This window comes from Streptosporangium sp. NPDC050284 (assembly GCF_044459525.1).
Classification (GTDB): domain Bacteria; phylum Actinomycetota; class Actinomycetes; order Streptosporangiales; family Streptosporangiaceae; genus Streptosporangium.
This window is the reverse complement of sequence record NZ_JBITIZ010000003.1, coordinates 68,027-88,780: the sequence shown is the minus strand read 5'-3', so window position 1 is coordinate 88,780 and position 20,754 is coordinate 68,027. Positions and strand designations below refer to the sequence as shown.

Sequence of the window (20,754 nt, the reverse complement as noted above, 5' to 3'; positions counted from 1 at the left end):
CCGTAGCCCTCGGCCGTTGCGGGATGACTATCCGGGATTTATCAGTGTTTGCCCAGGTCAATGGATAGGTCAACGACGAGTCAAACCGCGCGCTGTACCCGGGAAACGATCCCCTAAGGTCCTACGATCGCAACATGACCTGTGTACTACTCGCCGAGGATGACACCTCGATTTCCGAGCCACTGGCGCGAGCCCTGCGCCGCGAGGGTTATCAAGTAGAGGTGAGCCCTGATGGCCCGCAGGCTCTGGAGCGGGCTCTGTCGGGTGGCATAGACCTGATCGTTCTCGATCTGGGTCTGCCCGAGATGGACGGACTGGAGGTGGCCCGGCGCATTCGCGCCGAGGGCCACGGAACTCCCGTGCTGATCCTCACGGCCCGTGTCGACGAGGTCGACACGGTGGTGGGCCTCGACGCCGGGGCCGACGACTATGTCACCAAGCCTTTCCGCCTCGCCGAGCTGCTGGCGCGCGTCCGCGCGCTCCTGCGGCGCGGCACGTCCGAGACGCCCGTGGTCCAGGGCGTGCGCATCGACGCCGACTCACGTCGCGCGTGGATGGGAGACAAGGAGCTGCATCTGACCACCAAGGAGTTCGATCTGCTGAGGGTCCTGGTCCGGGACGCGGGAAAGGTGGTCACCCGCGAGCAGATCATGCGCGAGGTGTGGGACACCAACTGGTGGGGTTCGACCAAGACCCTGGACATGCACATCTCGTGGCTCCGCCGGAAACTCGGTGACGACGCCGCCAAGCCCCGATACATCACGACCGTTCGAGGAGTCGGCTTCAGGTTCGAGCGCGAGTAGGGGATGCGTCGCCGCCTGCTCTCCTCAACCCTCCTCGTCGCGGTCATCGGGGTGTTGCTGCTCGGCATCCCCCTCGGTGTGGCGGTCCACCGGCTCATCGAGGAGGAGGCGACCCAGGAGCTCTCCTCGCACGCCAAAAGCCTGCTGGGGGAGGTCGAGTACGCCCGGATCCAGGATCAGCCCGTCGACGAGCACCAGCTGCAACGCAAGTATTCCGATCTCTACATTCAGATTTACGCGAAAGGGACGCCGCCCCAGGTGATAACGGTGGGCACCGAGCCCCCCGAGAACCAGAAGATGACCGAGGACGCGCAGTCGGAGAACGGCGTGTACGTCGCGGTCAGCCGGGACAGGACGGGAGTGGAGCGCGAGGTTCGCGCGTGGTTGTTCCTCATCCTGGGACTCGCCGCGGCTGCCCTCGCGGTCGCGGTGGGGCTCGCCATAGTGCAGTCGCGCCGCCTGAGCTTACCGCTCAGCGACCTTGCGATGATCGCTGAGCGGCTCGGTTCCGGCGACGCCAGACCGAGCAAGCACCGCTACGGCATCCAGGAGCTCGACCGGGTGGCCGAGGTGCTCGACCGCAGCGCGACCCGCATCTCCGACCTCCTGTCCAGGGAGCGGGAGTTCGCCACCGACGCCTCCCACCAGCTGCGCACCCCGCTCACCGGCCTGACCATGAGACTTGAGGAGATCGTCGCCGCCGCCGACGAGCCGGGCATCGTCAAGGAGGAGGGCGAGGCCGCGATCGTGCAGGCCGAGCGGCTCACCGCCGTGATCGACGAGCTGCTGGCCACCGCCAGAAGGCAGCGTCAGGCACAGTCCGAGGTCGTCGAGCTCGACACGCTGCTCGACCAGCAGTTCATCGAGTGGGGCCCTGCGTTTCGCAGGGCCGGGCGGCGGCTGAGCCTGACCGGTGCGCGCGGGCTCCAGGCGCTGGGCACCGGTGGCGGCATCGGCCAGGTGATCTCCACCCTGCTGGAGAACTCGTTGAAGCACGGAGACGGCACGGTGACCGTGACCACCTGCACCAAGGAGAGGTCCATCGTGATCGAGGTGGCCGACGAGGGCAGGGGCATCACCGACGACCTGGTTCCGCGGGTCTTCGAGCGGAACGTGAGCGGAAGCGGCGGCACGGGGCTCGGCCTGCCCCTCGCCAGGGCACAGGCCGCGGCGGACGGTGGACGTCTGGAACTCGTAAAAGCGCGCCCCGCGACGTTCGCGCTCTTCCTGCGTCAGGTGGGCGACACCGGCAGGAACCGCGTCGTCCGCGGACCCGCCTGAGCGCGGCCGGCCGGTGCGTCCCGGTCCCGGTGTGTCCCGGTCGGGGCAGGACTCGTTTCCACATGTGCCACCTCGTGGCCGCCCGATCCGGTACGGCGGACGATCACTCCGGATCGACGGAACGCGCGGATCAGCCAGACTGGCGCGGGGCGGAGGGCGGCGTGTTTTCTTCCGCCGACTTGCCCAGGAGATACATGTGGCCGTTGACCTGGCTGCTCGGTGCCGCCGACCGGTTGGGCGGCGTGCCTGGGACGGGCTCCGCCTGCCCCACGGGCGGCGAGATCGGCAGGAAGACCCACTTCTTGTACGACCAGAACCTGAACAGGGTCCCGAGGGCGGTGCCGGTGAGCAGGGCGATGTTGTAACTCAGCACGTCCTGCAGGCCCAGGGTGTAGGTCACGAAGCCGATCACCAGCAGCGAGATCAGCAGGCCGATGCCGTTGAGGACGAAGAACAGGAAGTATTCGCGGGCGAGGCCGCTCTGCTCGCGGTGCCTGAACGTCCAGTAGCGGTTTCCCGCGTAGGCCAGGGTCGCCGCGACGATCGTGGCGATCACCTTGGAGGTGAGCGGTCCCCAGCCGAGACCGAACCTGAGCAGGTTGGTGCCGCCGGTGTCGACCACGAAGGCGATCGCGCCGATCGTCCCGAACTTCGCCAGCTCGCGCGCCAGGTCGGCGAGCCGCCGGTAGGCGTGTCGGAGAAACTCCACGTTTCCTGCACGGTCCTTTCGGGGGTCGGCCGCTGATCCGCCGCGTCGGAGGATCTCGAACACTCTTCGGGTCAGGTTACCGGTGAGGAGGCGTGATCCGCGCGAGGTTGACTCGTCGGTGTAGATACCCGTCAACAAGTGCCTTTTCAACAAATGTCTCATAACACGGGATAAATGAGGACAGTGACGTTACGCTGACCCCGTAGATCATGGGAAGCCCTCGGCATCTCCGCCTCCCGTGGTCGGTCCAGACGGACTGCCGTACGCGACGGCCACTACCCCGGGGATCCACCCTTGCGCCGCCGACTCCTCGCCTTGATCCTGGGCCTGTCGATGACGACCGCCTGCGGCGCGGGGAGCGAGACGCGGGTCACCACCCCCGAGATCGGCGGTCCGTCGCGCGAGGCGTCCACCGAGGTGGAGCTCAGCGAGGCGACCGACGCCATCGCGCTGCTGAGCAGGCTCGACGACGCCTGGCGCGACAAGGACTGCGCGACGGTCGAGAGGCTCACCACCTGGGCGGAGAGAGCGCTGGGCGGTCGTGCCTGTGAGGCGACCCGGAACGGCCGCCCAGCTCCCGTCAGAAAGTCCTACGGCGAGGCGGAGTTCTACCTGCCCGGCGTCGCCGGAGAGGACCGCTGGTTCGTCGCCCTGGCCCGCGAGCCCGACCCGGCCTACTTCCTCTTCGTCCAGGAGGACGGTGAGTGGCGGCTCGGCGCCGGGCCCATCCCGATCAGAGGCGAGGTCCGCGAGCCGACCGAGGGCGCGGTGCCCGCCGACGACCCGTCGGTGGGGGTGAAGGCCCGCCTTGTGCCACAGCGCTACCTGGCCTACCTGACCGACCCGGCGGGGGTGAGCGGGGTGACCTTCCCCAGGGGCGACCCGGCCCGTGATCTCTTCGGTGATCTGGTCAGGCGCCCGCCGAGCGTGAGGCCCGACCGCCTCACCACCGAGGTCCGCCTGCTCGTCGGCCCCCAGCGCGCGCTGCTGCTGCCCGGCGGCGGCGCCCTGGTCATCCACGCCCTGGAGATCGAATACCGGCAGAGGGCCCGTGAGGGTCGCTCCGCCCTGGCCCGTCCCCTCTACGGCAAGGCCGACCTGCGCGGTTTCACCGGCAGGACCAGAACCGCCAGGCTGACCGGGACCGAGGTCGTGCTCGTCGCCACCGAGATCATGGGCAAGGGTTCCAAACTCGCCACCACCGGCCTGCGCCGCGGCCTCGCCACCCTCACGGCGGACTGACCTCGGTCGCGGCCGGTCGCCTCGCCCTGTGCCGGGTCATCTCGCGGTGGATGAGTGCCGTGGGCGGGGAGCGCCCTTCACCGAGCGGAAAGCGCCCTTCACCGAAGGGCGAGTGCCCGCGGACGACCTTCCCGGCCCCCGTCACGGCGCCCGCCCGGCGCCCGTCGGCCACCCGCCAACCACCCTCCGACCATCTGCCATCCGCCCCACGCCTGGCCGCGTACCGCGCGACGGTAAACTTAACCGCTGTGAGCAGCCCTTCTTTGGCCAGTCCCATCGGACCCGTCGTCGGCGTGATCGGAGCGGGCCAGCTGGCCCGGATGACGCAGCAGGCGGCGATCGCCCTCGGCATCGAGCTGCGGGTCCTGGCCAACTCGCCCGACGAGAGCGCCGCCCGCGTGATCGCCGACGTGCGCCTGGGCGACTACCGGTCGCTGGCGGACCTGCGCGATCTCGCCAAGGGGTGTGACGCGGTCACGTTCGACCACGAGCACGTGCCCACCGAGCACGTCCGCGCCCTGGCCGAGGACGGCTTCGCCGTGCATCCCGGCGCGGAGGCGCTCGTCCACGCCCAGGACAAGGCCGTGATGCGCGAGCGGCTGACCGCGATCGGCGTCCCCTGTCCGCCGTGGCGGCGGGTCGAGACGGTCGCCGACGTCGAGGAGTTCGCCGCGGAGAACGGCTGGCCGGTCGTGCTCAAGGCGGTCAGGGGCGGCTACGACGGGCGCGGTGTCTGGGTCTGCCACTCCGCGGGCGAGGCGACCGAGGTTCTCGCCTCCGGCGTACCGCTGATGGCCGAGGGGTTCGTACCGTTCGAGCGGGAGCTCGCCGTGCTGGTCGCCAGGTCGCCGCACGGGCAGGGGGTCAGCTATCCGGTGGTGGAGACCGTCCAGCGCGACGGCATCTGCGTCGAGGTGCTCGCCCCGGCTCCCGGCCTCGACCCCGAGTGGGCCGCGGTGGCCCAGCGGATCGCCCTGACCATCGCCAAGGAACTGGGCGTGACCGGGCTGCTCGCCGTGGAGATGTTCGCCACCCCCTCCGGGCTGGTGGTGAACGAGCTGGCGATGCGCCCGCACAACAGCGGCCACTGGACGATCGACGGGGCCCGCACCTCCCAGTACGAGCAGCACCTGCGCGCGGTCCTTGATCTCCCGCTCGGGTCGCCCGCGCCGACCGCCCCCGTGGTGGTGATGGCGAACCTCCTGGGCGGCGACGACCCCGACATCTTCTCCCGGTACGAGCACGTGATGGCCCACGACCCGGGGATCAAGGTCCACTTCTACGGCAAGGAGGTGCGGCCGGGGCGCAAGATCGGCCACGTCACCGCCATGGGAACCGACCTTGACGAGGTCCGGGCGCGTGCCAGGCACGCCGCCGTCTACCTCGCCGAGGGAAGATACACCTGAGCTCGCTTCCGGGACACCTCGTCGTCGGGAGTCGTCGGGAGTCGTCGGGAGTCGTCGGGAGTCGTCGGAGGTCGTCGGAGGTCGTCGGTGACCGTGCCGGCAGAACACCCCGGCACCACCGAGGTCCCGAACGCCGGAAGACCCGGGCGGGTGAAGGCTCCGGCGGCACAGAAGACCGCTGCCCCCGGGCGGGGCAGGACACCAACGCGAACGCGCGGCCGGCCGGTCGCGACGAGGCATAGGGAGAAAGCATGACCACCGTCGGCATCGTCATGGGCAGCGACTCCGACTGGCCGGTGATGAGACTCGCCGCCGAGGCGCTCGCCGAGTTCGGGGTGGCGTTCGAGGCCGACGTGGTCTCCGCGCACCGCATGCCCGAGGAGATGATCGCGTACGGCGCGGAAGCGGCCGGGCGCGGTCTGAAGGTGATCATCGCGGGTGCCGGGGGAGCCGCCCACCTGCCGGGCATGCTCGCCTCGGTGACCCCCCTGCCGGTGATCGGCGTCCCCGTCCCGCTGAAGTATCTCGACGGCATGGACTCCCTGCTCTCGATCGTCCAGATGCCCGCCGGGGTCCCGGTCGCGACGGTCGCCGTCGGGGGTGCCCGCAACGCGGGTCTGCTGGCCGTACGGATCCTCGCCGCCGCCGACGAGGGGTTGCGGGCGAAGATGGAGGCGTTCCAGGTCGCTCTCAAGGACCAAGCCCATGCCAAGGGCGCGAAGCTTCGCGCCGAAGCCGCCCAGCTCGGCGCCTGATATGGCCGCTTATGGCCAATAGCTTGACAACAATACGGATATGCGATGACTCGGAGGGAAGGAGTAGATCTCCACGGATTTTGGAGGTGGGGATCATGAGGAACGCCATCCGCGCCGTCCTCGGGCTCACGGTGGCCGTGCTGGCGGTGTTCGGAAGCCTGGGCATGGGTGAAAGTCAGAAGACCACCGACTCCGCCGTGAGTTCCGTCTCGACGCGCTGACTTCCTGGTGCTCCGGCTTGCTTTCTTCGTCGTTGCGGGTGTCTCGGACGGCCCGGATACTGTGTGCGTGGAGCCCGCCACCCGTTCGCGGAGCCGTCACAGGAGGGCACGTCACCGAGATCGTCCTCGGGACGTGACGGAGGCGTGCCGGCGTTGCGGGGGCGATCCGCGCGAATGACCGCGCCCGTTGGGCGACCGCCGACATAGCGAGGGTGATGACGACGTGGAAGCAGACCTCAGCAACGCCGTCTGGCGCAAGGCGGCCCCGGAGGGGGATGACAGCGGTCCTTGCGTCGAGGTGGCCGTTGTCGACGCTCCCGAGGAGGGCCACAAGGCCGGGTCGGGTTCTCTTTACGTATTGCGCGATTCCAAGAATCCCGACGGACCGAAGCTGTTCTTCACCCGTTCGGAGTGGGACGCTTTCGTCGGGGGCGTGAAACTCGGCGAGTTCGACAACTGACCCGACGGGATCGGGACGGACAAAAGGTCCTCGTCGGTGACGGGGGCCTTCTTGCTGTGCGCTTCCAGGGCTTCGCCCTCGTCGTCGCGATCGGATCGCCTGCCGGGCCGACCCGGTGAAAGGTGCGCCACCCTCGGGGTTCACGCTTCGGCCACCGCTTTCCCGTGAGGGTAAAAACCCTTTTGTCAAAAGAAAAGGGAAAGGTGGTTTTGTGGGGCGACTCACCCTGCTGTGATGCGAGCGGCTTCGCGGTAATGGCCGCCAAAAGCGTTGTATGAATAACTTGGAGGCAACTTGGTGTTTCTCGCTATGAAATGCCGAATATCGTAGTAATTGTCATGTCCAAGGGATTACTACGAGAGAGGTGTCCTGATGGGTATCACGATGTTTCCGGGGGGCGCTTGGCCGGCTCACGACCCGCACTGGCACTACCACCATCACCGCCGCCGTCGCCGCAGGCACTGGCGTCGTAGGTATCACTGGGACAGTTGGAACTGGTGACCCGAGAGACAGTGGTGACCGACGCGATATCCGAGAAGTCGACGCCCATCCGGCCGGTTTCCGGCACAGGCCGGGAACCCGCCGTCGTGTCCGCTCCGCCTGCCGGGTGAGCGGACCTCGCGACGTCCACGCCGTCCTGGCGGGGGCGCTTCAGGGTGACACGCCCCGACCCGGGAGACACGCGGCAAAGGGATGAACGCCCGGCCGTGTCGTCAGGGTCGCCTCGGGACGACCCTGACGAGGGGAGGGGCGGAAAAGGGCGGCTGCGCGGGATGACGCGCTGTGCTCAGGGACGGCCCAGAGCGCGGTAGTGCCAGCCGGAGGCCCGCCAGGTCTCGGCGTCGAGGGCGTTACGACCATCGACGATCTTGCGGGAGGCCACCACGGAACCCAGCTCCTCGGGATCCATCGCGACGAACTCCCGCCACTCGGTCAGCAGCAGCACGACGTGGGCGTCCTTGGCCGCGTCCAGGGCCGAGGCGCCGTAGGAGAGTCCGGGGTGGGCCTTGCGGGCGTTCTCCTGGGCGACGGGATCGTAGACGGTGACCCGGCCCCCCTGCTCGCTGATCTTGACGGCGACGTCCAGGGCGGGCGAGTCGCGGATGTCGTCGGAGTTGGGCTTGAACGCGGCGCCGAGCACCGCGACCGTACAGCCGCGGAAGGAGCCTCCGGCCAGCTCGCGGGCGAGGTCGACCATGCGGGCGCGGCGGCGCATGTTGATCGCGTCGACCTCCCGCAGGAAGGTCAGTGCCTGGTCGGCGCCGAGCTCACCGGCCCGGGCCATGAAGGCGCGGATGTCCTTGGGCAGGCAGCCGCCGCCGAAGCCGAGGCCGGGGTTGAGGAACTTGCCGCCGATGCGGTCGTCGAAGGACAGCGCGAGGGAGAGCTGCTTGACATCGGCGTGGGCGGCCTCGCAGACCTCGGCCATCGCGTTGATGAAGGAGATCTTCGTGGCGAGGAAGGCGTTGGCTGCCACCTTGACCAGCTCTGCCGTGGGGTAGTCGGTGATCACCATCGGGGTGCCCATCTCCAGCATGGAGGCGTACACCTCCCGCATGACCTTCTCGGCCCTGTCGGAGGCGACACCGAGCACGATCCTGTCGGGGTGGAGGGTGTCCTTCACCGCGAAGCCCTCGCGGAGGAACTCGGGGTTCCACGCGAGCTCGGCGCCCGCGCCGATGGGGGCGAGCCGGGCCAGCTTGTCGGCGAGGCGCTGCGCGGTGCCGACCGGGACGGTCGACTTGCCGACGATCAGGCATTCGCGGTCCAGGTGGGGGGCGAGCGACTCGATCGCGGCGTCCAGGTAGGACACGTCCGCGGCGTACTCTCCCGGCTTCTGTGGCGTGCCCAGACACAGAAAGTGCACATCGCCGAAGGCCGCGGCCTCCTCGTACGAGGTGGTGAAGCGCAATCGGCCGTTGGCCAGGTTGCGCCGCAGGATCTCCTGCAGGCCCGGTTCGTAGATGGGCAGATCGCCGGCCCGCAGGCGGTCGATCTTCTCCGCGTCAACGTCGAGGCTGAGGACTTCGAAGCCCAACTCGGCCATGCACGCGGAAGTCGTCGCACCGAGATATCCGGTTCCCACCATCGTGAGGCGGTAGGCCACTGGTGCTCCCTTCGTTCTGCCCAATTCTTTGCCGACAGGGTATCGGCAACTTGTGGTTCTACTTTGCCACCTGCGCAAACGCCGCAGGGCATACCACATGGGGTGGAGCGCTCCATGTTTTGTTGGACGTCCTAGTATTTTCCCATGAGCTATCCTCTCTACGCACTGCCCGAGGAGCACGAGATGCTCCGCGAGACGGTCCGCGCCCTCGCCGACGAGAAGATCGCCCCTCGCGCCGCCGAGGCCGACGAGACCGGGGAGTTTCCCTGGGACGTCTACAAGGCGCTCGTCGCGGCGGACCTGCACGCCGTGCATATCCCCGAGGAATACGGGGGCGCCGGTGCCGACGCCCTCGCGGCGGTGATCGTCATCGAAGAGGTGGCGCGAGCCTGCGCCTCGTCCTCGCTGATCCCCGCCGTCAACAAGCTCGGCACCGTTCCGCTGATGCTCGCGGCCTCCGAGGAGCTCAAGCGGGACTATCTCACGCCGGTCGCGCGGGGTGACGCGATGTTCTCGTACGCCCTCTCGGAGGCCGAGGCGGGCAGCGACGCCGCCGCCATGAAGACCCGCGCGGTCCTCGACGGCGACCACTACGTGCTCAACGGCGCCAAGATGTGGATCACCAACGCCGGGGTGTCGGAGTACTACACGGTGATGGCCGTCACCGAGCCGGGCATCGGGGCGAAGGGCATCTCCGCGTTCGTCGTGGAGAAGGGCGACGAAGGCGTCAGCTTCGGCGCGAAGGAGCGCAAGCTCGGCATCAAGGGCTCCCCGACCCGCCAGGTCATCCTGGAGAACGTGCGGATCCCCGCGTCCCGGATGATCGGCGAGCCGGGCACCGGCTTCAAGACCGCCCTCGCCACCCTGGACCACACCCGTGTCACCATCGCCGCCCAGGCGCTCGGCATCGCCCAGGGCGCGCTGGACTACGCGATCGGCTACGTCAAGGAGCGCAGGCAGTTCGGTAAGGCCGTCGCCGACTTCCAGGGCGTGCAGTTCATGGTCGCCGACATGGCGATGAAGCTGGAGGCCGCACGCCAGCTCACCTACGCCGCCGCCGCCAAGTCGGAACTCGCCATGCACGGCGAACCGCAGAAGGACCTCACCTTCCTCTCCAGCGCCGCCAAGTGCGCCGCCTCCGACGCCGCGATGGAGATCACCACCGACGCGGTCCAGCTCCTGGGCGGGTACGGCTACACCAGCGACTACCCGGTCGAGCGCATGATGCGCGACGCGAAGATCACCCAGATCTACGAGGGCACCAACCAGATCCAGCGCATGGTGATGGCCCGGCAGTTGCTGAAGTAGGTCCCTGAGCAGGAGAAGCTCTCTCCTTCGTGGAATCGTCCGTCAGTCTTCGCGACCTCCGGATGATCTCCCGAGCGGCCCCGTTCCGTCCCTGTTCCGTGAGACACGATGCAGGGACGGAACAGGTTCATATTCATTGCCTCTGTGATATGCCACAGCGGCTCTCACCAGGGCCGATGACGCTTGCCTCTTCTCGATCACCTGACGCTCGAATGCGACCGGCGGTAGCCCGTCGTTGGCGCTGTGCCGTCTACGCGTGTTGTAGAAGTCCGCGATCCAGGTCGCGATCCTCAGCCGTGCCCCGGCCCGAGTGCGGAACCGGTGCCGATGCACGAACTCGACCTTCAGCGTTCCACCTCCACCGCCACTGACTTTCCCGTCGCCGATGAAAGTTACATCGGCGACGGTGATTCGCGATCGCCGACGTAAGCGATTTCCTTCCTCGATCTGCCCGGAGCACGGGCTGATCCGGCAGGGATCCGGGGCGTCACGAGTGCCGTGTGGAGGACTGCGCCTAGCCGTCGGCGACCGGCGCGACGACGGAGACACCGGCCCCTGACCTGCAAGATCGGACCCACTGTCCGCCGGGTCGCACCGTGCGCATGAGCGACGGGCCCCTGCCGCGCCCCACGAGAAGTCCAGTGTGTCACGGAAGATCATCTGACGTCGTGGCGCAGGAGTGGAGAAAGGCGCGCCTCACCCACTCCATGGACTATTGCGAGACATCCCTGTTAATGGGACATTACACCCAGACATCAGTCGGCATACGTCATACGTTACGAAACAGTAACGCTGTGTCTGCCACGGATTCTTGGGGCGCGCTATGAGAAGACCTCTCGCGCCCCGGCGGCGATGACCCTCGTCAGCGCGGCGCCGGGGCGGGCGATCAGGGTTCCTTCGGCGCCGACGAGATCGTCCTTCGCGTACCGGAGAGCCCGTGAGCCGCCTGGGGCGAATGCTCGGTGCCACGAGACGGTGGGCACCGCTCATCCCGCGACAAGGACATTCGGCCTCACCGACGACGAGCCTGCCGAGTCCCACGCTCTGCCGGCGATCGCCGCGCATGACGTGAGGGTGGGCCGACCCCTCGGGCCGGAAAGCTGCACGGCCCTCCGATCGATGCCCTCAACCGCAAGACAGGCGTCACATCCGCGCGACGGCACACCCCGATGAGTTCTACGGCGACGGGTGATCACGCGGCGACCACTCTGCTCGGAATCAGCGAAAGGAACAGAGCGTGAAGTCAGCCTCGTCCACCACCGGGAAGGTGTTAGCAGCGCTCGCGGTGTTCGTTGCCGCCGCGTTGCTGCCGACCTTCGCGGGTAATACCTCCGCCTCGGCGGCGGCCCAGGCGACCTACTACGTCGCCCCCGACGGTAACGACGCCAACCCCGGAACGATCACGTCGCCGTTCAGAACCCTGCAGCGCGCCAGGGACGTCGTTCGCACGGTGAACGCCAACATGACGGACGACATCTACGTGTATCTCCGCGGGGGCGACTACTCGATCGGCAGCACCGTCGACTTCACGCCGGCCGACTCCGGCACGAATGGTTACCGGGTCATATACGCCGCGTACCAGAACGAGACGCCGATCCTCAGCGGAGGCGTTCAGGTGACCGGATGGACGCAGCACAGCGGCAACATCTGGAAAGCCCCGCTGAATCGCAGCAACAAGCTTCGCGCGCTCTACGTCAACGACAAGCGAGCGTTCATGGCTTCGAAGACGATGAACTCCGCGGGATGCTACGGCACCTACAGCATCACGGCGGGGCAGGCGTCCTGGGCGTGGGAGTCGGGTTCGCAGTGCGCGGGAGCGAAGTACAACCTGAATGATTTTCCCGCCATCGCCGGCAATCAGGACGACATCGAGATCGAGACGGGGACGACCTGGACCACGGCCATCGTGGGAGCCCGGCAGGTCACCTCTGACGGGGCGAACCGTATAGTCCAGTTTCAGCAGCCGGGAGCGGCCATCGCCCAGGGCGCCTTCAACGGCAACGCCCAGATCAACGGCAGCCACAAGGTCATGAACGCCTACGAGTTCCTGGACGCGCCGGGCGAGTTCTTCTTCGACAAGACGAGCCGGACGCTCTACTACTACAAGGCGAGCTCCGAGAACATGTCCACCGCGACGGTTTTCGCGCCGAACAACGTGTCCACCCTCCTCAGGGTCGCCGGCACCTCCACGAGCAGTCGCGCCCGGAACATCACCTTCTCCGGCCTCACGGTCCAGCACTCCGACTGGAACCTGTTCAACGTGGCCGGCTCGGTGCTCAAGCAGGCCCAGCAGGGCAACCTCGGCGCGCAGGCGTACGCCAGGCAGAACTTCCACGTCTACTACTACCGCAACGTCGACATGGCGCCCGGCATCATCCAGATCGAGAACGCCGACGGGCTCGTCCTGCAGAACAACCGGGTGCAGCACACCGGTGTCGACGGAATCAACATGGTCAACGACGTGGTGAACACGAAGCTGATCGGAAACTACACGAACGACATCGCCGGATCCGCCATCGCCGTGGGCCATCCCCAGCATGTCTACATCGGGGACCACACCTCGACGAACCGCGAGAAGTATCCCGCCCAGGTCGAAGGCGCGCCCAAGAACATCGAGATCAAGAACAACTACATCTACGACAGCGCCGTTTTGTTCAACGGGCACAGCCCCATCTCGGCGTACTTCGCCGACGGTCTGTCCATCCAGCGCAACCGCATCGAGAAGACCCCGTGGTCCGGTGTGACGCTCGGCTGGGGATGGTGGAACTTCGACGGATCGTCAGGCTCGATCGCGCCCAACCGGCCGACCACCACGGCGAAGAACAACACCATCAGCTACAACCACTTCATCGACACGGTGCAGCGGCTGAGCGACACGGCTCCCGTCTACACGCTGGGCAACCAGCCGGGGACCACGATCACCAACAACTACATGCAGGGCGTCCCGTCCGGCCACAGGTACGGACTCCACCCGGACGAGGGCTCGGGGAACATGGTTTTCCGCGACAACCTCCTGAGCGTGGACAAGAACATCACGTGGCTCATCAACTCCGACGACTTCGGGCGCAAGCACGATCTGAGCATCACGCAGACGTACGGCCCCATCAACAAGGTCTCCAACAAGAACCTGCCGAACAGTACGGTCCACGACATCCTCGTGTCCTCCGACTATGTCTGGCCGTCGCAGGCCTATGGCATCGCGGTGAATTCCGGACTTGAGGATGCGTACAGGAACATCATTCCGCAGAGCAATCTTTCTCTGCCGGATTACGTCCTGCCCGCCAGCACCGTCGTCAGCGCCGGTGCGACATCGATTCCCATCCGCAGCGCCGGCGACGCGAGCAAGTCGGTCTGGCTGGCTCCCCTGGGCACGACGTCCTTCGCCGCCGGGAACACGATGACCAGGGCGAGCGGAACCGCGACCTCCATCGCCGTTCCGACGTCGAACGGTGAATATCGGCTCTACGTCGTGGACGCCCAGGGGAACCGATCGGCCGAGTCGAAATCGCTCGTCAGGCAGGGAAGCGGCGGGAGCAACCAGCAGAACGGCACGATCGTGGGTGGTCAGTCGGGCCGATGCATGGACATCAACGGCGGCACGGCGACCAACGGCGCTCAGGCGCAGCTGTGGGACTGCAACGGCGGCACCAGTCAGCGGTGGACGTACACGTCGGGCAAGCAGCTGCAGGTGTTCGGCAACAAGTGCCTGGACGCCTACGGCCAGGGCACCACGAACGGCACTCAGGTCGTGATCTGGGACTGCAACGGACAGACCAACCAGCAGTGGAACGTCAACTCCAACGGCACCATCACCGGTGTGCAGTCAGGGTTGTGCCTGGACGCCAACGGCGCCGGCACCGCCAACGGTACGAGGATGATTCTGTGGGCGTGCAACGGCGGCACGAACCAGCAGTGGAGCCTGCGCAACTGACGTGAGCTCCCACCGGGCCGCGGGCGGTCGTACGCGCCGCCCGCGGCCCACCTTGGCGACGTTCGGGATCTTCTCCGAGGCCGAGGTCGACGCTGCGCTGGCGAGGTGGCCCCTGGGACGGGGCCCGGGAAACGGAACACGACATATCCGCGGAACGGATCCGGCCAGGTTCCGGGGCCGAGGTGGGCGCCGGGAACGGGCCTGGTGGAGGGCATGGGCATACTGGGGGCGTGCCACGACGTGATCCACGATCCCGAGTCCGTTTCGCGCCCACCGCCTCGTGCCCGTGCGGGCTGCCCGCGCCGTACGGGGACTGCTGCGGGCGGTTGCACCGCGGGGAGGCGTCCGCGACGACGGCCGAGGCGCTGATGCGGTCGAGGTTCAGCGCCTTCAGCGTCGGCGACGCCGGCTATCTCCTGCGCACCTGGCACCCGTCGACGCGCCCGCCCGCCGTCGACCTCGGTGGCGGGCTCCGGTGGACGCGACTGGAGGTGACGGAGACGACCGGCGGCAGCGCCTTCCACACCGAGGGCACCGTCCGCTTCCGCGCCCACTACGTCGAGCGCGGCGAGGAGGGCCACCTGGAGGAGCACAGCCGCTTCGTCAGGCACGGGGGAGACTGGGTATACGTCGGGGCGCTCTGAGAGCCTCGTTCCCCAAGGTCGAGGCGCTTCGAGAAAGACCGTCCGACGACTCCGGGCCGATCTGAAACGGCTTTCACCATTTCGTGGCCGTCGTGGCCGCGGCGCTCACGCAGGGTCCTCATAGGACAGCCCTTTGAGCCGGAAAGTCCTCGGACTCCCCGCCACTTTCAACGTATAGCGGACAGGAGGGCTTGCGGCAAGGCCCCGGGGACGGTCCAGAATTCGGAGCCGTGAGCCGAACCGGCACATCGCGAACGGGAACGGACGCCCGTGCGGGCTCACGTTGACCACACCTCGGCCGATCGTGGTCGAGGCTGTCGCGGGAGGGGAGTTTCGATGCGTGTTCTGCTGTCGACGATCGGGTCGCGCGGTGACGTCCAGCCGGTGGTGGCGCTGGCGGTGCGGTTGAGGGAACTCGGGAAGGAGGTCCAGGTGTGCGCGCCTCCCGACTTCCGCGACTGGATCGGCGGCCTCGGGATCCCGTTCGCGCCCCTCGGCCCCGAGTTGCGCTCGACTGGGAAGGCCGACTCGACGGCGGCCCCGCCCTCGCCCGAGCAGCGGCGCCGGATGGTGGAGGCTTCGATCGCCGACCAGTTCGAGACGCTGCTGGCGGCGGCCGAGGGCTGCGACGTCATCGTGACGGGCGGGTACCTGGTGGTGGCCGCTCGTTCGGTGGCCGAACGGAAGGGGATCCGCTATGTCTTCGCCGGTTACTGCCCGGTAGCCTTGCCTACCCCCCATCACGCGCCGCCGCCTCTGCCGATGCGAGGAGACGTGCCGACGGACGGTACGGTCGGTAACCGCGTGCTCTGGGAGCGGGACGCGCGACGCTGGAACGACATCTTCGGCGCCGCTCTCAACTCCCATCGGGCGTCGGTCGGCCTGGCTCCCGTCGACGACGTGCGAGGCCACGTGTTCACCGGCAGGCCCTGGTTGGCCGCCGATCCGGTGCTGGGGCCCTGGCCGGGAGACCCGGAGGTGGTCCAGACGGGCGCCTGGATCCTGCCGGACGAGCGTCCGCTCTCCGCGGAGCTGGAGGCGTTCCTCGACGCCGGTGAACAGCCGGTCTATTTCGGCTTCGGCAGCATTCGCGCCCCGCGGGACCTCGGCAGGACGATGGTCGAGACGGCCCGCGCGCTCGGGCGCCGCGCGGTCGTGCTGCGCGGGTGGGCCGGCCTGGCACCGCTGGACGACGAGCCGGACTGCCTGTCCATCGGGGAGGTAAACCAGCAGGCGCTCTTCCGGCGGGTCGCCGCCGTCGTGCACCACGGTGGTGCGGGAACCACCACCGCGGCCGCGCGAGCCGGGGCGCCCCAGGTCGTCATCCCCCAGCAGTTCGATCAGCACTACTGGGCGCGGCGGGTCGACGACCTCGGGGTCGGAACCGCGCACTCGCCCGGCACGCCGACCACTGGTTCGCTGACCGAGGCCCTCGGTCGCACCCTCCGACCGGACGTGGCGGCCCGCGCCCGATCCCTCGCCGACGCGATACGCGCGGACGGGGCGGACACGGCCGCGCGGCTGCTGATCGCCGCGGACTTTCCAAGCCCTCAGCCGAGCGGATCTCCAGGTGCCTGACTCCCACCGGCACAGGTAGCCGCCACCTTCGGGCCGTGGCCATGGCCATACGGGCGCGGCACCCTGCGCTCATGTGCCGAGAACACGATTCCGCGAGGAAGAGACACCTCGGGACGGCTTCTTCGTGTGAGAGTCGCTCGGAATTCCCGTGGAGAAAATCTCAGCCCGGAGAGGGACTCGTCTTCGGGGACGGAGGGGTTTTCGAGTGTTTGGCGCACGTGGTGTCCCATTCGGGGACGCGGAGCAGCGCCGGGTTGGCGACACCGCTCTCGCCGCGTGCCCCGCTCGACGTGCTGGCGAAGGCGAGGCCCTCGACGCAGATCCGGGCGACGTTGGGGAAGTTGTCGGCGTTGCGGAAGACCTCGACGTAGTCGACGTCGCCGACCTTGTCCGGCGCTGCGTTCTCCTTGCCGCCGCGATCGCCCAGCTGCTCGGAGGAGCAACCGGTCAGCAGGAGAGCGGTGAGAATCACTCCGGTCCAACCGGCGGACACCAGGCGTGCCATTCGTTACTCCTTGAAAACGGCGGGGGCTTGCCGGATATCAGGCGCCAATGCTCCCGGTCCGGCCGGGTCAGCATATCCATAGCCGACCGGCGGTGATCGAAGGCCTCGGGCGCGGGCCCTCGGCTTCAGCCATGGGGGGAGTCGACGATCGGCGGATCTCCCGTCGGGTGATCCGGCGACGATCCCGTCACCGCCGCTCGCCACCCGGCTCGCCGATCTCGGCATGAGGTCCGGAGATCTCGGCCGAGAGGCGACCACGTGTGGGCGACGGGGCTAGCCCCTGGCCTCTCGTGGTCTCGGTGGAGCCGCAGGGGTGATCAGCTCCACCTCGTTCGCGGCGAGGGCGTCTCTCAGGTCGGGCGGCGGCATGGTGTCGGTGATGAGGTAGTCGGCGGCGCCGAGCTCCGACACCTGGGCGAACAGCCGGCGTCCGAACTTGGAGGAGTCGGCGAGGATCGCCACGCGGGCCGCGCGCGCGAGCATCTCCTGCATCATCGCGGCCTCGGCGAGGTTGCTCGTCGTGTAGCCGGCGTCCGCGGAGACGGCGCCGACGCCGATGAGTGCCAGGTCGCAGCTGACGTCCAGCTCGGTGCCGGTGTTGGTGCGGAAGCTGACCGGGCCGATCGTGGCGAGCGTGAGCGAGCGCACCGCACCGCCGAAGATGTAGATGTCGCGGATCGCCGTCGGCGGCAGCGCGCCCGGCACCAGCAGGTTGTTCGTCGCCACCGTGAGGTCGCGGTGCCGGCGCAGGCTGCGGGCGAACGCGAGGGTGGTCGTCCCACCGTTGATCATGATGGTCGAGCCGTCCTGGACGAGTGCCGCGGCCAGTGCCGCGATCTTCTCCTTCTCCTTCTCCTGCTCGTTGAGTCGCTGGTCGACGGCGCGGTCGATGCGGGAGATCGTGGACAGGCTGACGGCGCCGCCGTACGTGCGCACGAGGATGCCGTCGGCGCTCAGCTGGTCCAGGTCGCGTCGCACGGTGTCGATGGAGACGCCGAAGCGCTCTGCCAGCTCGCCTACGGTGACCTGCCCGGTGTCGGAGACGTACGCGGCCAGTTGGGCCTTGCGTCCGGCAGGTAGGTGGCGCTGCCGATCGTCCCTGTCGCCGCTCACTGATCTCCCTTCGGTAGTGCGGCAGTATGCCACAAACGCACCCCGCTCGCGTGCATCGCAGCATAGAACAGCGAAAACCTGCAAGGGTGGGCGGGGTCCCCGAAGACCTGCTTCTGCCTGCCCCTCTCCAGATCGAAGGTGGTGGCCGAAGCGCCAGCCCGGCCGCCCAGTGCGATAATTTGCCATAATGCACAGTTTTCTGCGGTTCTTCTCTTGTTTATGTCGGTGATGTGCTGCCAACGTGACCGCCACACAGCAGAAAACAGAAGGATCTAGATGTGGAAGGAGCTGGCCGTGACGATTCGCGCAGCCCGGCTGAAGCGACTGACAGGGGCGGTGACAGCGGCCGCGCTGGTCGCGTTCGTTGCGGCGTGCGGCTCGGGCAGCACAAGCGACTCGGCTGACGCCGGTGCGGACAGCACCGTGACGCTGGAGTTCGCGCAGTGGTGGGGCATGAAAGAGCAGGACAAGGTCGAGAAGTTCACCAACGGCCAGGTCGGCATGGTGATCGACTCGCTCGCGCACATCAACCTGATCAAGAAGAACAAGCCGGACCTGAAGTTCGAGATCGCGGCCCTGCCCGCCGAGGACGGCTACACCGGCAAGCGCGGTATCCCCTACGCGTCGTGGGGCATCGGCATCTCAGACTCCACCGGGCACAAGGCCGAGGCGTTCAAGTTCGTGTCCTACCTGATGAGCCAGGAGACGAACGCGAAACTAAGCACGATCGCGAACGGCTTCCCCGGCAACTCTCGGTGCCCGGTCTGATCGCGGTCGGGATCTACACGTTCATGATCTCGTGGAACGAGTATCTGTTCGCGCTCACGCTGACCCGCACCAACGACATGCGCACGGTGCCGATCGGCATCCAGCCCGCGTGCGTCGAGGCGATGAAGGTGGTCGCCGCCCACAAGCTCGACCTGTTCGGCGCCGCCGGCAAGGGCTCGCTCTACTGACATGGCCGACGCCTCCCGTGTTGTTCTCGGCCTCGGCGGTTGCGTCGACTACGAGTTGACGCTCACCGCCGGCGTCCTGGAGCGATTGGTCGCCGACTACGACTCGCTCAGGAGGGGGGACACGTTGCTGGTTCCGTACGCGGCCGGCCCGCTCCTCCTGGACGGTCAGGTCGAGGTGATCCACATGTCGGCGCCCACCGCTCGTCCCGTAGGTCCTTCCGGACGGTGATCTAGACCGGCAGGAGCGTCCCGGCACCTTCTTCCAGACCGTGAACGAGCTGTCCTCAGGTCGCCGGGCAGAGGCGCTCACCGAGAACCTGTGGGTGAGGACGGCCAGGCGAGCCGGTCAGTTGTGGGAGTTCCACCACAGCATCTGCTCGCGGGAAAGGACCTTCTCCGTCTCCTCGACGAAGCGCGCCCACTCCTGCTCCGTGCTGGGCCGATCCAGTCTCGACGCGATGTCCCCGAGTTCCAGGGCTGTGACGGAGTAGGAGGCGGCCAGATTCTGGTGCTGCCTGGTCTGCAGCCACGCGACCCCCGCGGCCGCGGCCGCGGCGATGATCCCGGGGAGATCCAGGTCGATGACCTGCCCCGCGTTCAACACCGCGCCGACCAGGCCGAGAGCCTCCATCGCGGCCAGGGTCACCGACCAGCGCGCCGCCCGGTTGTCGTGGTGGATGGCTTTGGCGGTGTACCACGACCGCTGGTCGTGGATGCGGCCGACGGCATAGTGGCGCCTGCGTTCGTCCAGGGGCAGGGCTCGGACGGCGCGCATCGTCTCAGTCACCTGGGCGGCACCGTCGTCCGGCGGAACCGGGGCGAACTCGTGGATGCCGTTCGTGATCTCGGAATACCTGTCGTGCAGCAGTCGGTCCGTCTTCTCCTCGTCCTCGTGGAGGCCGAAAGGCTCCCCGCCCACCAGGTAACGCCACGCCAGAGTCTTGGCGGACTCCGCGGTCGTCCTGGCCTCGTGCCACTGGCGATCGGGGCGCATGGTGAGGAGATAGACATCTGTCACCAGCGCCGTCGCCAGGGCCGTCGCGGACAGGACCGCCGCGATGTCCAGCCTCCCGCTGTTCAGGCTGAAGGAGCCGAACGTGGCCGCCGCGACCAGCGAGCCCAGGCGCAGGACGGTGGCCCTCATCAGCCTTCGCTGCCCGACCACGGCGCCCCTGTCGGCCGCGCGGTAGAGCGCCGGCAGTTGGGACTCGGGGATCGCCTTCATCTCATGGGGTGGGCTGGTTGTCATGGGAGACACCCACGCTCGTCCGCGCCGCGCCCGACGGCCACAGCACCTGCACCTCGATCATCCGGTTTCGTGCTTCCCGTACGGCCTCCGCTGTCCCCCCGATTCCGTTTTCCGGACGACCGTCCCATACGGCCACCATCAGATCCGCCCCTTCCAGCAGTTCCCTGTTCGCGTACGCGTAGATCTCGGGCGAGGGAAAGGAGAACGGGAGTCGCCTGATCGTCCCGGCCCGGCTGAGCAGACGTCCGTAGGACGCCCGGTGCGGAGGGGGGAGCGTCAGGTGGTGCTGCTCGGCGACGACGATCACTTCGAGGAGCCCGCCCAGTTCGAGTACCACGTCGGCGAAGACCTGGTCCGCGCCCTCGGCGAGGCAGGAGACTCCCACCATCTCGGGGGCGTGGGGCGCGAGGAACCGTCTGATCGCTTTTTCGACGAGCCTCGTCGTGGGTGGAGTGAGATCGCGATGTCCCGTGATCACGATGCGGG

The 20,754-nt window shown here is 67.9% G+C and carries 21 protein-coding genes; 14 read left to right on the top strand and 7 right to left on the bottom strand.

The annotated features are described in order from the left end of the window. Positions 1–134 precede the first annotated feature (134 nt). Together ACIBH4_RS08025 and ACIBH4_RS08020 are read left to right on the top strand one after the other, a co-directional pair. Positions 135–803 (top strand): response regulator transcription factor, encoded by a 669-nt coding sequence (locus ACIBH4_RS08025; protein ID WP_012888073.1) that lies wholly within the window; start codon positions 135–137, stop codon positions 801–803. A gap of 3 nt (positions 804–806) precedes the next feature. Continuing rightward, positions 807–2,084, top strand: a complete 1,278-nt coding sequence (locus ACIBH4_RS08020; protein ID WP_362502456.1) for an ATP-binding protein — start codon at positions 807–809, stop codon at positions 2,082–2,084. Positions 2,085–2,214: 130 nt separating this feature from the next. Here ACIBH4_RS08020 and ACIBH4_RS08015 read toward each other — a convergent pair whose 3' ends face one another. Beyond that, entirely contained in the window at positions 2,215–2,793 is a 579-nt protein-coding gene (locus tag ACIBH4_RS08015; protein WP_362502453.1) for a GtrA family protein, read from the bottom strand. Between the two features lie 294 nt (positions 2,794–3,087). On the opposite strand from ACIBH4_RS08015, the gene ACIBH4_RS08010 reads away from it, so the two are divergent. From ACIBH4_RS08010 to ACIBH4_RS07990, 5 genes are all read left to right on the top strand, one after another. After that, a complete protein-coding gene (locus tag ACIBH4_RS08010) occupies positions 3,088–4,035 on the top strand; it encodes a hypothetical protein (RefSeq protein ID WP_362763196.1) in 948 nt (315 codons plus the stop codon). Between the two features lie 320 nt (positions 4,036–4,355). Further along, positions 4,356–5,441 carry a 5-(carboxyamino)imidazole ribonucleotide synthase gene (locus ACIBH4_RS08005; protein ID WP_399171866.1) on the top strand — a complete coding sequence of 362 codons (1,086 nt, stop codon included), beginning with the start codon at positions 4,356–4,358 and terminating at the stop codon, positions 5,439–5,441. 251 nt (positions 5,442–5,692) lie between these two features. Continuing rightward, positions 5,693–6,196 (top strand): 5-(carboxyamino)imidazole ribonucleotide mutase, encoded by a 504-nt coding sequence (gene purE, locus ACIBH4_RS08000; RefSeq protein ID WP_350946425.1) that lies wholly within the window; start codon positions 5,693–5,695, stop codon positions 6,194–6,196. Positions 6,197–6,291: 95 nt separating this feature from the next. Further along, positions 6,292–6,417 carry a hypothetical protein gene (locus tag ACIBH4_RS07995; RefSeq protein WP_362502443.1) on the top strand — a complete coding sequence of 42 codons (126 nt, stop codon included), beginning with the start codon at positions 6,292–6,294 and terminating at the stop codon, positions 6,415–6,417. A 223-nt stretch (positions 6,418–6,640) separates the two neighbouring features. Continuing rightward, entirely contained in the window at positions 6,641–6,877 is a 237-nt protein-coding gene (locus ACIBH4_RS07990) for a DUF397 domain-containing protein (RefSeq protein WP_350946427.1), read from the top strand. A gap of 787 nt (positions 6,878–7,664) precedes the next feature. On the opposite strand, the gene ACIBH4_RS07985 is transcribed toward ACIBH4_RS07990, so the two are convergent. Next, positions 7,665–8,966, bottom strand: a complete 1,302-nt coding sequence (locus tag ACIBH4_RS07985; protein ID WP_362503905.1) for a UDP-glucose/GDP-mannose dehydrogenase family protein — start codon at positions 8,964–8,966, stop codon at positions 7,665–7,667. 162 nt (positions 8,967–9,128) lie between these two features. Between ACIBH4_RS07985 and ACIBH4_RS07980 the strand changes: the two genes are divergently transcribed. After that, positions 9,129–10,292 carry an acyl-CoA dehydrogenase family protein gene (locus ACIBH4_RS07980; protein WP_362502440.1) on the top strand — a complete coding sequence of 388 codons (1,164 nt, stop codon included), beginning with the start codon at positions 9,129–9,131 and terminating at the stop codon, positions 10,290–10,292. Positions 10,293–10,334: 42 nt separating this feature from the next. Here ACIBH4_RS07980 and ACIBH4_RS07975 read toward each other — a convergent pair whose 3' ends face one another. Further along, positions 10,335–10,952 (bottom strand): IS3 family transposase, encoded by a 618-nt coding sequence (locus tag ACIBH4_RS07975; protein ID WP_362502437.1) that lies wholly within the window; start codon positions 10,950–10,952, stop codon positions 10,335–10,337. Between the two features lie 607 nt (positions 10,953–11,559). Between ACIBH4_RS07975 and ACIBH4_RS07970 the strand changes: the two genes are divergently transcribed. From ACIBH4_RS07970 to ACIBH4_RS07960, 3 genes are all read left to right on the top strand, one after another. Next, the gene (locus ACIBH4_RS07970; protein ID WP_362763199.1) at positions 11,560–14,223 is read left to right on the top strand and encodes an RICIN domain-containing protein; all 2,664 of its coding nucleotides are present in this window, start codon (positions 11,560–11,562) and stop codon (positions 14,221–14,223) included. Positions 14,224–14,453: 230 nt separating this feature from the next. Beyond that, positions 14,454–14,867, top strand: a complete 414-nt coding sequence (locus ACIBH4_RS07965; RefSeq protein ID WP_362502428.1) for a YchJ family metal-binding protein — start codon at positions 14,454–14,456, stop codon at positions 14,865–14,867. Positions 14,868–15,203: 336 nt separating this feature from the next. Beyond that, positions 15,204–16,445 (top strand): glycosyltransferase, encoded by a 1,242-nt coding sequence (locus ACIBH4_RS07960; protein ID WP_362502425.1) that lies wholly within the window; start codon positions 15,204–15,206, stop codon positions 16,443–16,445. A gap of 160 nt (positions 16,446–16,605) precedes the next feature. On the opposite strand, the gene ACIBH4_RS07955 is transcribed toward ACIBH4_RS07960, so the two are convergent. Both ACIBH4_RS07955 and ACIBH4_RS07950 read right to left on the bottom strand, forming a co-directional pair. Further along, complete coding sequence (locus ACIBH4_RS07955) at positions 16,606–16,950, bottom strand: hypothetical protein (RefSeq protein ID WP_362502422.1); 345 nt, start codon at positions 16,948–16,950, stop codon at positions 16,606–16,608. A 273-nt stretch (positions 16,951–17,223) separates the two neighbouring features. After that, positions 17,224–18,063 carry a DeoR/GlpR family DNA-binding transcription regulator gene (locus ACIBH4_RS07950; protein WP_362502419.1) on the bottom strand — a complete coding sequence of 280 codons (840 nt, stop codon included), beginning with the start codon at positions 18,061–18,063 and terminating at the stop codon, positions 17,224–17,226. A 294-nt stretch (positions 18,064–18,357) separates the two neighbouring features. On the opposite strand from ACIBH4_RS07950, the gene ACIBH4_RS07945 reads away from it, so the two are divergent. The 3 genes from ACIBH4_RS07945 to ACIBH4_RS07935 are packed head-to-tail and all read left to right on the top strand — an operon-like array spanning position 18,358 to position 19,248. After that, complete coding sequence (locus tag ACIBH4_RS07945; protein ID WP_362502416.1) at positions 18,358–18,831, top strand: extracellular solute-binding protein; 474 nt, start codon at positions 18,358–18,360, stop codon at positions 18,829–18,831. Continuing rightward, positions 18,819–19,019 carry a hypothetical protein gene (locus tag ACIBH4_RS07940; protein ID WP_362502413.1) on the top strand — a complete coding sequence of 67 codons (201 nt, stop codon included), beginning with the start codon at positions 18,819–18,821 and terminating at the stop codon, positions 19,017–19,019. The genes ACIBH4_RS07945 and ACIBH4_RS07940 overlap by 13 nt, the downstream gene beginning before the upstream one ends. Position 19,020: 1 nt before the next feature. Continuing rightward, positions 19,021–19,248 (top strand): hypothetical protein, encoded by a 228-nt coding sequence (locus ACIBH4_RS07935; RefSeq protein WP_362502410.1) that lies wholly within the window; start codon positions 19,021–19,023, stop codon positions 19,246–19,248. A gap of 117 nt (positions 19,249–19,365) precedes the next feature. Here ACIBH4_RS07935 and ACIBH4_RS07930 read toward each other — a convergent pair whose 3' ends face one another. Continuing rightward, positions 19,366–20,268, bottom strand: a complete 903-nt coding sequence (locus tag ACIBH4_RS07930; protein WP_362502407.1) for a DUF4231 domain-containing protein — start codon at positions 20,266–20,268, stop codon at positions 19,366–19,368. Then, a complete protein-coding gene (locus ACIBH4_RS07925; protein ID WP_362502404.1) occupies positions 20,246–20,746 on the bottom strand; it encodes a hypothetical protein in 501 nt (166 codons plus the stop codon). The genes ACIBH4_RS07930 and ACIBH4_RS07925 overlap by 23 nt, the downstream gene beginning before the upstream one ends. Positions 20,747–20,754 lie beyond the last annotated feature (8 nt).

Excerpts from the sequence above, each read along its gene's own strand:
- ACIBH4_RS08020 (WP_362502456.1), top strand. The coding sequence starts at position 807 with ATGCGTCGCCGCCTGCTCTCCTCAACCCTCCTCGTCGCGGTCATCGGG.
- ACIBH4_RS07935 (WP_362502410.1), top strand. The coding sequence starts at position 19,021 with ATGGCCGACGCCTCCCGTGTTGTTCTCGGCCTCGGCGGTTGCGTCGAC.
- ACIBH4_RS07975 (WP_362502437.1), bottom strand. The coding sequence starts at position 10,952 with ATGATCTTCCGTGACACACTGGACTTCTCGTGGGGCGCGGCAGGGGCC.
- ACIBH4_RS08025 (WP_012888073.1), top strand. The coding sequence starts at position 135 with ATGACCTGTGTACTACTCGCCGAGGATGACACCTCGATTTCCGAGCCA.
- ACIBH4_RS07960 (WP_362502425.1), top strand. The coding sequence starts at position 15,204 with ATGCGTGTTCTGCTGTCGACGATCGGGTCGCGCGGTGACGTCCAGCCG.
- ACIBH4_RS07985 (WP_362503905.1), bottom strand. The coding sequence starts at position 8,966 with ATGGTGGGAACCGGATATCTCGGTGCGACGACTTCCGCGTGCATGGCC.
- ACIBH4_RS07955 (WP_362502422.1), bottom strand. The coding sequence starts at position 16,950 with ATGGCACGCCTGGTGTCCGCCGGTTGGACCGGAGTGATTCTCACCGCT.
- ACIBH4_RS07995 (WP_362502443.1), top strand. The coding sequence starts at position 6,292 with ATGAGGAACGCCATCCGCGCCGTCCTCGGGCTCACGGTGGCCGTGCTG.
- purE (WP_350946425.1), top strand. The coding sequence starts at position 5,693 with ATGACCACCGTCGGCATCGTCATGGGCAGCGACTCCGACTGGCCGGTG.
- ACIBH4_RS07930 (WP_362502407.1), bottom strand. The coding sequence starts at position 20,268 with ATGACAACCAGCCCACCCCATGAGATGAAGGCGATCCCCGAGTCCCAA.
- ACIBH4_RS07980 (WP_362502440.1), top strand. The coding sequence starts at position 9,129 with ATGAGCTATCCTCTCTACGCACTGCCCGAGGAGCACGAGATGCTCCGC.
- ACIBH4_RS08005 (WP_399171866.1), top strand. The coding sequence starts at position 4,356 with ATGACGCAGCAGGCGGCGATCGCCCTCGGCATCGAGCTGCGGGTCCTG.